Annotated in this window: 7 protein-coding genes; 6 read left to right on the top strand and 1 reads right to left on the bottom strand. The window is 56.0% G+C overall.

The window, feature by feature from the left end; translation table 11 throughout:
* Positions 1-91: 91 nt before the first annotated feature.
* The 3 genes from ACNT1W_RS14330 to ACNT1W_RS14320 all read left to right on the top strand — a co-directional run bounded on the left by ACNT1W_RS14330 (position 92) and on the right by ACNT1W_RS14320 (position 5,843).
* Positions 92-2,185, top strand: coding sequence for an EAL domain-containing protein (locus tag ACNT1W_RS14330; protein ID WP_419245748.1), 2,094 nt, complete (start codon positions 92-94; stop codon positions 2,183-2,185).
* Between the two features lie 59 nt (positions 2,186-2,244).
* Positions 2,245-4,767, top strand: coding sequence for a heavy metal translocating P-type ATPase (locus tag ACNT1W_RS14325; RefSeq protein WP_419245747.1), 2,523 nt, complete (start codon positions 2,245-2,247; stop codon positions 4,765-4,767).
* A gap of 149 nt (positions 4,768-4,916) precedes the next feature.
* The gene (locus ACNT1W_RS14320) at positions 4,917-5,843 is read left to right on the top strand and encodes an ABC transporter substrate-binding protein (RefSeq protein WP_419245746.1); all 927 of its coding nucleotides are present in this window, start codon (positions 4,917-4,919) and stop codon (positions 5,841-5,843) included.
* A 43-nt stretch (positions 5,844-5,886) separates the two neighbouring features.
* On the opposite strand, the gene ACNT1W_RS14315 is transcribed toward ACNT1W_RS14320, so the two are convergent.
* Positions 5,887-7,674, bottom strand: a complete 1,788-nt coding sequence (locus ACNT1W_RS14315; protein ID WP_419245745.1) for a sigma-54-dependent Fis family transcriptional regulator — start codon at positions 7,672-7,674, stop codon at positions 5,887-5,889.
* Positions 7,675-7,953: 279 nt separating this feature from the next.
* Here ACNT1W_RS14315 and ACNT1W_RS14310 point away from each other — a divergent pair, with 279 nt between their 5' ends.
* From ACNT1W_RS14310 to ACNT1W_RS14300, 3 genes are all read left to right on the top strand, one after another.
* On the top strand, positions 7,954-9,474 hold the full coding sequence (locus ACNT1W_RS14310; protein ID WP_012145138.1) for an aldehyde dehydrogenase family protein: 1,521 nt from the start codon (positions 7,954-7,956) through the stop codon (positions 9,472-9,474).
* Positions 9,475-9,604: 130 nt separating this feature from the next.
* On the top strand, positions 9,605-10,198 hold the full coding sequence (locus ACNT1W_RS14305) for a tyrosine-type DNA invertase (RefSeq protein WP_419245744.1): 594 nt from the start codon (positions 9,605-9,607) through the stop codon (positions 10,196-10,198).
* A 418-nt stretch (positions 10,199-10,616) separates the two neighbouring features.
* Positions 10,617-11,333 carry a DUF1120 domain-containing protein gene (locus ACNT1W_RS14300; RefSeq protein ID WP_126501672.1) on the top strand — a complete coding sequence of 239 codons (717 nt, stop codon included), beginning with the start codon at positions 10,617-10,619 and terminating at the stop codon, positions 11,331-11,333.
* Positions 11,334-11,453 lie beyond the last annotated feature (120 nt).

Here is an 11,453-nt window from a genome sequence, read left to right as displayed (position 1 = left end):
TTTTTATTGCGCAGGCCAGGTTATATAATGATTGCCGCTGGCAAAATATTTTTTGGCATGAATGTCCGGCGGTTTTCAGAGGAAATGACAAATGAGTGTTTTACCCGAGTGCAATGATGGCAACCATCCTTTTGATATAGCTAATGAAATATTTGACGGTTTGCCGAATCTCATTGGCGTAGGTAATAGCCTCGGGGGACATTTCAATAAATTGTGGTGTGAGTATTCCGGCCTGTCTTCATATGATAACCGGAACACCGGCTGGTTGAAGGCCTTGCACCCGGATGACTATGCCCTGGTTGATTCGTTGTGTCAGCAAGCGATGACCACCGCAACTTCTTTCGTTAAACAAGCCCGTCTACGCCATTGCGGCGGTGAGTATCATTGGTTTCTGCTGTCGTTCGGTGTAAAAAAAGCCCCGAATACCGCGCATAACCATTGGTTTCTCAGCTGTACCGATATCCATCATCAAATGCTGGAAAAACAAATCATTGCCGAAAAACTGGCGGCGCAGAAAAATATGCTTGATGCCAGTGTCGACTGTATCAAAGTGATTAATAATGATGGTTCATTGCTGCATATGAACAAAGCGGGCAGCATCGCTTTGGGTGTAGATGAGAACCAGCAACAGTTTGGCATGCCCTGGTTGGGTCTGCTGCAGCCAGAAGTTCGCCAGCGTGGCCAAAAAGCGCTCCGCAAGGTGCTGAGCGGGAAAAATGCCAGATTCGCCGGCCTTAGCGCCACCCCGGATGGCAGACTGCTGCATTGGGATAATATCCTTAGCCCGGTGTTCGACAAGGACGCCCGGATACAAAATATATTGTGCGTTTCGCGCGATGTCAGCTCTCAACGGATAGCGGAAAAACGCTTACTGATCGCCAGTGAATATGACGAACTGACCGGTTTGCCCAACCGGCGATTATTCAAGAAAAGATTAAAACAGGAAATGAAACGCTCGCGGGCCAATAATAAATCGCTTGGGCTGATTTTGCTGGATCTCGATCACTTTAAGTTGGTCAACGACACCCTGGGGCACGATGCCGGCGATCATCTGTTGCGTGTATTGGCCCGGCGGCTCAAGGCCGATTTGAACGCTAACTCATTTGTTTCCCGATTGGGCGGCGATGAGTTTGCGGTAGTGATCAGCGACGTCGAAAACGAACAGGATATCTTCAAAATCGCCAATAACTTTTTGCTGCAGCTTGAAACGCCGATTACCCATGGCGGTAAAGCACTTCATTGCGGCATGAGCATTGGTGGAGCCCTCTACCCGCAGGATGCCCGTGATGCGTCAGAATTGATGAAATGCGCCGATACCGCCCTGTACGAGCTTAAGGACGGCGGCCGTGGCGGCGTTTATATGTTTAATCCGCAGATGATGGATAAGGCCAGGGAACGTGCGACACAGCTTAATCACGCACGTCAGATTGTGCGTAACAACCAGATCCGCCCCAGCTATCAGCCCAAGGTCAATCTGGCAACCGGTGCCATTGTCGGCTTTGAGGCCCTGCTGCGCTGGTATTGCCCGCAAAATGGCATCCAGACGCCGGATAGCGTCTGCGAAGCGTTTAACGATTACGAACTGGCAACCAAAATCGGCGAAACCATGCAGATGAAAGTGTTTGCCGATATCTCGGCCTGGCTTGCTTCTGGTGCCGAAGTTTTGCCAGTGTCGCTGAACGCTTCCCCTATCGAATTTTTACGTGATAGCTACGCCGAAACATTCCTTCAGCGCTTGCAGATGTTTAATATCCCTCACCATCTGATTGAGCTGGAAGTGACCGAACATGCCTTTAATAAGCATGGCTCGAAATATGTGCTGCGGGCTTTGCAAATGCTCAAGGAAATGGGGATACGGATTGCGCTTGATGATTTTGGCACCGGGCACTCTTCCTTTACCCACCTGATGAACTACCCACTGGACTGCATAAAACTGGATCGCGACTTTATCCGCCGTATGAATAACGAGACGGCTATTCTAGGCATTGTGGAAAGCATGGGCATTTTGGGACAAAAATTATCCATCGATATCATTGCCGAAGGGATTGAAACCGAACAGCAGCGGCAAACGCTGTGCAACTCCGGCTATCATTTGGGCCAGGGTTTTCTGTTTAGCCAGGCCGTTGAGGCGCCCCGTGCGCTCAGTATGTTGTTAAAGAGACCCGCCCCCAAAATAACCGCTTGACCTTCCCGTGGTGGGAAGCTTTAAGCTCTCCACCAACAGACACTATAAGGGACAGTTCAATGACTTCCGTTTCTCTCAAACCCGACTCCACCCCGGCGATGGCCCCGGTCACCCGACTGAGCCTGCCGGTCGAAGGCATGACCTGCGCCTCTTGTGTAGGCCGTGTCGAACGTGCGCTGAAGGCGGTACCCGGCGTGGATAGCGCTTCGGTCAATCTGGCCACCGAACGCGCCGATCTCACCTTCAGCGGCACGGCTGACCCGCAGGCAGCGGTCCATGCCATTGAGAACGCCGGATATAGCGTGCGTGAGGAAACTACCGAGCTGGCAATCGAGGAAATGACCTGCGCGTCCTGCGTCGGCCGGGTAGAAAAGGCGCTGAACCAAATACCCGGCGTGCTCGAGGCCAATGTCAATCTGGCGACCGAGCGTGCGCGGGTGCGTCATCTTGCCGGTGTCGTCTCTATAACAGACCTTGAGGCCGCCGTTGAAAAAGCAGGCTACCGACCACGACGCCTGTCCACCGCCACCGTCAGCACAGAGGATCAGGATACCGAGCGACGTGAGCATGAGGCCCGGGGATTACGGCGCTCGTTGCTGATTGCCGCCATCCTCACCTTGCCGGTGTTTATTCTCGAAATGGGGTCGCACCTGATCCCCGCCGTGCATCACTGGGTGCTGGGCGTGCTGGGTGAACAAACCAGCTGGTATCTGCAATTTGTTCTCACCACCCTGGTGCTGTTTGGGCCGGGGCTGCGTTTCTTCCGCAAAGGGATCCCGGCGCTATTGCGCGGCGCTCCCGACATGAACTCGCTGGTGTCGGTCGGCACGGTGGCGGCGTATGGCTATTCGGTGGTGACGACTTTCATTCCCGAGGTGCTGCCGCAGGGTACCGCCAACGTCTATTACGAAGCCGCTGCGGTCATCGTCACCCTGATCCTGCTTGGCCGGACTTTAGAGGCTCGCGCCAAGGGGCGTACCTCACAGGCCATCAAGCGGCTGGTCGGCCTGCAGGCCAAGACTGCACGCGTCGAGCGCAATGGCGAAACCGTCGAAATCCCGCTCGATCAGGTGGCCCCCGGTGACATCGTGCTGGTTCGTCCAGGCGAAAAAGTGCCGGTTGACGGTGAAGTCGTCGAAGGAACCTCTTACGTAGACGAAAGCATGATCACCGGCGAGCCGGTGCCGGTACAAAAAGGCGTGGGTGCCGCTGTTGTCGGTGGCACCATCAACAAAACCGGGGCTTTCAGTTTCCGTGTCACCAAAATCGGTGCCAATACGGTGCTTGCGCAAATTATTCGTCTGGTCGAGGAAGCTCAGGGCTCCAAACTGCCGATCCAGGCGTTGGTCGACAAAGTCACCATGTGGTTCGTGCCGGCAGTGATGGCCGCCGCCGCGCTGACGTTCCTGGTTTGGCTGGTGTTCGGCCCGTCCCCGGCACTGACTTTTGCGCTGATTAATGCGGTGGCGGTGCTGATTATCGCCTGCCCTTGTGCCATGGGGCTGGCTACGCCAACCTCCATTATGGTCGGAACCGGCCGCGCCGCTGAGCTTGGCGTGTTGTTCCGCAAGGGCGAGGCCTTACAGGCGCTGCGCGATGTCAGCGTGATTGCGCTCGACAAGACGGGCACCCTGACCAAAGGTCGCCCTGAACTGACTGACCTGGTGCCCGCCGAAGGCTTTGAATACGATGAGGTTCTGGTTCTGGTGGCGGCAGTGGAAACTCGCTCCGAACACCCGATCGCCGAAGCGATTGTGGCGGCGGCCAGGCAGCGGAACATGACGCTCGCCGCGATAGAAAGCTTTGATGCCACACCGGGCTTCGGCGTCTCTGCCGGCGTCGCCGGGCGCACCGTCGCCGTGGGTGCGGACCGCTTTATGACACAGCTCGGCCTCGATGTGAGTCAATTTCAGCAGGCTGCCCAGCGCCTCGGTGAACAGGGTAAAAGCCCACTTTATGCGGCCATAGATGGCCGTCTGGCGGCGGTGATCGCGGTCGCTGACCCGATCAAGGAAAGCACCCCGGAGGCAATCAAGGCGCTGCATGCGCTTGGCCTTAAGGTGGCGATGATCACCGGTGACAACGCGGCCACCGCTGCGGCGATCGCCAAACAGCTTGGTATTGATGAAGTCGCCGCCGAGGTTCTGCCCGACGGTAAGGTTGCGGCGCTGAAAAAATTCCGCAGCGGCGGTGCCCGGGTGGCCTTTGTGGGGGATGGCATCAACGACGCACCGGCACTTGCCGAAGCCGACGTTGGTCTGGCCATCGGCACCGGAACCGATGTGGCTATTGAGGCGGCCGACGTGGTGTTGATGTCGGGCGACCTGCGTGGCGTACCTAATGCCATCGCCCTCAGCCAGGCGACGATCCGCAACATCAAGCAGAACCTGTTCTGGGCCTTCGCTTACAACGCGGTGCTGATCCCGGTCGCGGCCGGCGCGCTCTACCCGCTGAACGGCACATTGCTTTCACCGATCTTCGCCGCGGCGGCGATGGCGCTCTCCAGCGTCTTTGTGCTCGGCAACGCGCTGCGGCTCAAAGGCTTTCAGGCGCCCATGAAGGTCGAAGCCAAACAGCGCTGATTATCCGCGGTCGGCGGGTCCCGTTCCCGCCTGCCGCGCAACCACCCCATTTTTAAAATTAGTTAGCCAATTTTGTTCGTTCACAGATTTAGCGGCTTGAAGGATAGTGAGTTGACCGCCTCAACCACATAATAATGCAGGTAATAATAATGATGTATAGCGCAAAACTCACCGCAGCGGCGGCACTCCTGAGCCTTTCCGCCCTGGCCCATGCCGCGCCGGGCATTGACCTGGTTGCCAACGAAACACCGATCAATACGCAAAAAAATCCTGAAGCGGCCGCCAAAATCCCGGCCGGATTCAAATTCGTCGAACCGGGCACATTGACCGTAGCCGTGTCGATACTGGGCAGCGGCCCGCCGTTTGGGCTTTACGCCCGTGATAATAAAACGGTGATCGGCAGTGAGTCAGATATTGCCCGCTTGGTGGCCGATGGCCTGGGGCTGAAACTCAAGCTGGTACCCACCTCGTGGGAAGACTGGCCGCTGGGCGTCACTTCCGGCAAATACGACGCGGCGATTTATAACATTACCGTGACCCGAGAGCGTAAGACCAAGTTCGACTTCGCCACTTATCGCCAGGATACGCTGGGGTTCTACGTTAAGACCGGCAGTAAAATCACCTCGATAAAATCGGCGCCGGATATTGCCGGCAAGAAGATTATCGTCGATTCCGGCACTAATCAGGAGGCGGTGTTGCTGGCCTGGGATAAAGAGAATCAGGCCAAGGGACTACCCGCCCTACAGCCGATCTACGTAACCGACAAGGCGGCCGCCACGCTGGCGATTCAGTCCGGCCGGGCTGACGCAACCTTTGGGCCGAACGTCGCCGGTGCATACCAGGCAAAATTGAACGGTAAAACCACGTTGGTCGGTATCGTGCCGGGCGGCTGGCCACGCAGCGCCAACATTGCCGTCACGGTGAAAAAAGGCAATGGTCTGGTGGATGCGGTGCAGGCTTCGCTTAATAGCGCTATCGCCAACGGTATCTACCTGAAGGTGTTGGATCGTTGGGCGGAAAGCGACGAGAAAATCGAACATTCTGAAATTAATCCACAGGGGCTGGGCGATAACTAACCCTCCGGCCTTGGCCCTGAAAGGGGCCTTGGCTATTGGGCGGTCATTCTACTGCCCGCCCACGGCGTTTCTCCATCTTGCGATAAAGCGTACTGCGTGAAACACCCAGCCGTTTCGCCGCCAGGCTGATATTGCCATTAGCGCTTCGGATAGCGTCCAGCATCTCCTGCGGTGCGGCGTGGGGATCAGCGGGCAGCGATAAGACGCAAAATTGTTCGGGGAGTGCGTCAGGCGTAATCAGTTCGCCATCATCCGCCAGGGCCAACAGCACCTTCAGCGTACTCAACAACTGCCTAACGTTACCGGGCCACGGATAGCGAGCCAGCACCGCGACGGTCTCCGGCGCCAGCCGGATACTCCGAGACTCGGCACCCAATTCACGCCACAGATTAAGGATAAAACGATCGACGTGTGCCCGTTGGCGCAGCGGTAAAATACGCAGGTTGAATTCCTGAATCCGGTACATCAAATCTTCACGGAACGCCCCCGCCGCCACCTGCTGCGCCAAATCCTGATGGGTCGCGCAAATAAGCGAAAAGTCGACGGCATAGCTGAGACGGCTGCCGAGCGGTGTGACCGTTTTTTCCTGCAGCACCCGCAGCAGCCGGGTCTGTAAACTCAATGGCATATCGCCGATTTCATCCAGAAACAGTACGCCACCGTCGGCCTCTCTGATCTTGCCGAGGTACCCTTTTGGGTTGGCACCGGTAAAGGCACCGGGCGCATAGCCAAAAAGCTCTGATTCGATCAGGTTTTCCGGCAGCGCAGCACAGTTGATCGCCACAAAATTGCCCTGCCGCCGATGACTTTCCTCGAACAGCCGTTGGCTGAAATACTCTTTGCCACAGCCGGTTTCCCCACTGATGCACAGCGCCAGCCCGGCATTCAAAATACGTAATGCTTTTTGTCTGTCGGCACCGTCCCGATCAAAGGGCAATTCCCGAGGCCGGACGACCTGCGAATGCCGTTCCGGCATCTGCAACAGCGAATAATAGTGGCGATTATTGACCGCCAGCGTTTGGCGTGGCGCGTTCAGCGTCTGACGCTGCATTTCCGGGAACAGCGTGGCGAAGTCAAGGGTGCCAAAAGAAGCGGCGGAGAGATTAAATTCCTGCATTGCCAGCCGGTTGGCGGCGGTGAGAATCTCGTCGCGAAACACCAGTATCAGCTCATGGGCGCTGCCGAGCACCCGCGCATCGCTATGCAGGCGTAACGTCCAGTGCTGAGGCGTCACGCAGCCCATCACCCACTGGTGTTCTATGTGCCTGACAGCCTGCAGGATCAATGAACGCGCGTCATCAAAAGGCCGTTGCGCGGGCGTCGAGATGTCCAGTACCCCGGCAATCAGGCCGTCTGGCCGGTAAATCGGCGCGGCTGAGCAGTAAAGCCCGGCATTTTGATTGAGAAAGTGCTCATCGCCATTAACTTCACACAAACCGCCTAATGCCAGCGCAGTGCCGATGGCATTAGTCCCACGCGCCTGTTCACCCCATAAATTGCCCGGAGCCAGCGAGATACGCGACGCCTTACGCAAAAAATGGCTATTGCCACAGGTTTCCAGCACCAATCCCTTGGCATCAGAGACCACCACTATTGAGGGTTGCCGGTTAATTTCGCCGCCCAGGCGTTCGATCAACGGCCGCGCCAGTTGCGCCACCCAGCCGTTTTGCCCACGGACTTCATTGAGCAACGCAGGCCGAACAAAAGGGACAAGATCGTCGGTCCGATCAAGGCCGTAGTGCCGACTGCGCAGCCATGATTCTGACAAGGGGCCAGGGAGAGACAGGTTATCGCTATCAGAGACAAACCCGGTCTGGTCTTTCTGCAACATGCCCGACTCCCGTCAATAAAGTGTTGCATTTTTGTATCACGAATGTGTCGCATGCGTTGCGACGTGGGACACAAAAAATAATAGAAATGAATAATAAGCCAGGGGTTTTATTGCCATCGACAGGCATTTTTATTCTTTAATTTATTGATATTAAATATTTTGTATTTTTATAAGCCTGGCGCTGACGCAATGTGGCACAGGCAATGCTTAGGGTTACTGTGATGGTGCCACGCAGTCGGGCACAACCCTACACAGTCTGTCCCCCTGAGAGGTGTTTACATGAAATACGTTCATCCCGGTTTACCTGGTTCGCTGGTTTCTTTCAAACAACGTTATGGCAACTATATTGGCGGCAAATTTGTCGAACCCGTTTCAGGCAACTACTTCACCGATACCTCCCCAATGACCGGTCAGACTGTCGCCGAGTTTCCGCGCTCCGACGCGAAAGATATCGAACTGGCGCTGGATGCCGCCCATGCCGCGGCCGAAACCTGGGGAAAGGCCAGCGTACAGGAGCGTTCCAACGTATTGCTGGCGATCGCCGATCGTATGGAGTCAAAGCTGGAGCTGCTGGCGCTGACCGAAAGCTGGGACAACGGCAAGCCGATCCGCGAAACGCTGAACGCGGATATCCCGCTGGCGATTGACCACTTCCGCTACTTCGCCGGTTGCCTGCGTGCACAGGAAGGCACCGCCGCAGAGATCGACCAGAACACCGTCGCCTACCATATTTACGAGCCGCTGGGCGTGGTTGGGCAGATTATCCCCTGGAACTTCCCGCTGCTGATGGCGGCCTGGAAACTGGCTCCGGCGCTGGCTGCCGGTAACTGCGTGGTGCTCAAACCGGCCGAGCAAACGCCGCTCAGCATCTGCGTGTTGCTGGAAATGATTGGCGACCTGCTGCCACCCGGAGTACTCAATGTGGTTCAGGGCTTCGGTAAAGAAGCCGGAGAGGCACTGGCGACCAGCAAGCGCATCGATAAAATCGCCTTCACCGGCTCCACCCCGGTCGGCCGACATATCCTGGCCTGCGCGGCGGAGAATATCATCCCGAGCACCGTGGAGCTGGGCGGCAAATCACCGAATATTTTCTTTGAAGACATCATGCAGGCCGAGCCGGAGTTTATCGACAAGGCGGTTGAGGGGCTGATCCTCGGCTTCTTCAACCAGGGTGAAGTCTGTACCTGCCCTTCACGCGCCCTGATCCAGGAGTCTATCTACCCGCAATTTATGGAAAAAGTGCTGGCGCGTATCACCACCATTCGCCAGGGCGACCCCTTTGATACCGACACCATGATTGGTGCGCAGGCGTCCCAGCAGCAGTTCGACAAGATCCTGTCTTATATCGAGATCGCCAAAAACGAGGGTGGCAAAATCATTGCCGGCGGCGAGCGCGCCAGCCATGAGCAGCAATTGCAGAGCGGTTTTTATCTGCAGCCCACGCTGATCACCGGTAACAACAGCATGCGTTTCTTCCGCGAAGAGATCTTCGGGCCGGTGATTGGCGTCACCACCTTCAAAGATGAAGCCGAAGCCCTGGCATTGGCCAACGACAGCGAATTTGGGCTGGGTGCCGGTCTGTGGACCCGCGACGTTAACCGCGCTTATCGCATGGGGCGCGCCATCAAGGCCGGGCGCGTGTGGACCAACTGTTATCACCTCTACCCGGCGCATGCCGCCTTCGGTGGCTACAAAAATTCCGGCGTCGGCCGCGAAACCCACAAAGTGGCGTTGTCACATTACCAGCAGGTGAAAAACCTGTTGGTCAGTTACGATGCCAAACCGCTTGGGCTGTTTTAAGCGCTTGCCGTGAACGCCAATTCCCCGTTGCCGGGGTAAAGCGCGCCAAGGTTAGGCTATACTCCTCCCGCTCTGTCTGTGACAGACACCGGCCGGCACCCGCCGGCCGTTTCTTTTCGAGGAGATTACCGTGATCAAATCACAACAGCACCGCAAACACCTCACCCGGGGTGAAGTCGGGCGTCTGCTGCTGCAAGCCGCCGCCGGCCGGGCGCCCGAGCGTGACACCTGCCTGATCTGGATGGGCTTCATTCATGGCTGTCGCGTCAGCGAACTCACCGGCTTGCGCCTCGCCGACCTCGACATGGACGACGGCTGCCTTTACATCAGCCGCCTTAAAAACGGCCTGTCCACCACCCACCCACTGGAAGCCACCGAGAAACGCCTGTTGCAGCGCTGGCTGAAAAAACGCCAATCCTGCCGCAACCTGGACGACCAGGACTGGCTGTTTCTGTCACAAAAGGGCTATCGCCTGTCGCGCCAGCGTATTTTTCGTATGCTGCGTGAGTATGGCCGTCGGGCCGGGCTGGACGTCGAGGCGCACCCGCACATGTTGCGTCATGCCTGTGGCTATGCGCTGGCGGATAACGGCGCGGATACGCGGGTGATTCAGGATTATCTGGGGCATCGCAACATTCAACACACGGTACTGTACACCGCCGCCAATGCCGGACGATTCAGGGACTTATGGGAGGAAAAACGCCAAAAAAATGTAACACTTTGAGCCAAACTGACACATAAACTAAGAATTACCCGAAAAGAAGTCAATACCGCCGTCGTATTTTTTTCATCCCTCCAATAAACATCACATTATCAGTAAGATATATCCCACTCCGTTTACCCGTTCCTTTCCTGATAAAAACCTGCTTTCGCTCACTGTCCTGTTTGTTTTTTACTCACCCCGCGCAATGGTTACTATTCACCCAGATATAGACTCATTAAAAACACCATCCATGGTGTTATCTCCTGACAATACCTCTGTTTAGCCTGCCTTTCAGAACAATATGTAAAAAGTAACACTTTGGCTCAAAATGTTGCTTTTTTCCCAGTAAACCGCTGCAACCAGAAAAAGATAATAACCAATATTATCAGTGGCTTATTGATTTAATTTGTATGGAAAACATGATTAAAGGAATATATCAATGAAAAAAACACGACTCGTCACATTTTTGGCCGCTAGCGCCGTTTTCTCCGCCTCATCTTCCATCGCTGCCGACAGCGTAGACCTCAAGGTTATCGGGACTATTACGCCGGTGGCCTGCACCCCAACCCTGAGCGGCGGCGGCACCGTGGACTACGGCACCATCAAGGCCGATACGCTAAAGGCGGACGATTACACCGTGCTGCCGATGAGAACGCTGGATTTCTCCATTACCTGTGACGGCAATGCCAAGGTGGCCGTCAGTGCGATCAGTGGCCGTCCGGGCACTGCCCTGGGCGCTGATGAAGCCAGCAACGGAGCCGCCACCGTTCCGGCCGGAGTCACGCTCTTCGGCCTGGACTCAGCCACCCAGAGCGTTCAGGCGTTTGGGTTGGGGCTGGACGGCACAAACAAAATCGGCGGCTATGGCGTAAAAATGGCGCTGTCGAACGCGAAGGCTGACTCCGTGGTTGTGGATACTTTATACCGCAAAGACAATCCCAACAGTGCCTGGACCAAAGCAGCAAGTGGCTTGATTTCGGTACAACCCTATCAGCATATCAGTTGGGCAACCACCGGCACCCTGACGCCACTGGCGTTCAAAACGCTGGCCACCACGCTGGACGTGCAGGCCTACCTCAACAAAACCTCAGAGCTGGATATCTCCAAACCGATCCAGTTGGACGGTTTGGCCACTATTGAGCTGACCTATCTGTAACCCGGCCTGAACGACCGCCGCAACCGCGTTGGAAAAAGATTTTGCCTGTTAGCAGGCAAATACAAAGGAACCCTCACTCAAGGGGGGAATGGATATTTATGTGTGGAACACATGATGAAA

The sequence above is a fragment of the Serratia sp. NFX21 genome, assembly GCF_048517035.1.
Taxonomy (GTDB): Bacteria; Pseudomonadota; Gammaproteobacteria; order Enterobacterales; family Enterobacteriaceae; genus Serratia; species Serratia quinivorans.
The sequence above is the reverse complement of the archived record's forward strand: the minus strand, read 5'-3'. Positions and strand labels throughout refer to the sequence as shown.

Coding starts and splice junctions, on each gene's coding strand:
- ACNT1W_RS14325 (WP_419245747.1), top strand. CDS start 2,245: ATGACTTCCGTTTCTCTCAAACCCGACTCCACCCCGGCGATGGCCCCG.
- ACNT1W_RS14330 (WP_419245748.1), top strand. CDS start 92: ATGAGTGTTTTACCCGAGTGCAATGATGGCAACCATCCTTTTGATATA.
- ACNT1W_RS14320 (WP_419245746.1), top strand. CDS start 4,917: ATGATGTATAGCGCAAAACTCACCGCAGCGGCGGCACTCCTGAGCCTT.
- ACNT1W_RS14315 (WP_419245745.1), bottom strand. CDS start 7,674: ATGTTGCAGAAAGACCAGACCGGGTTTGTCTCTGATAGCGATAACCTG.
- ACNT1W_RS14300 (WP_126501672.1), top strand. CDS start 10,617: ATGAAAAAAACACGACTCGTCACATTTTTGGCCGCTAGCGCCGTTTTC.
- ACNT1W_RS14310 (WP_012145138.1), top strand. CDS start 7,954: ATGAAATACGTTCATCCCGGTTTACCTGGTTCGCTGGTTTCTTTCAAA.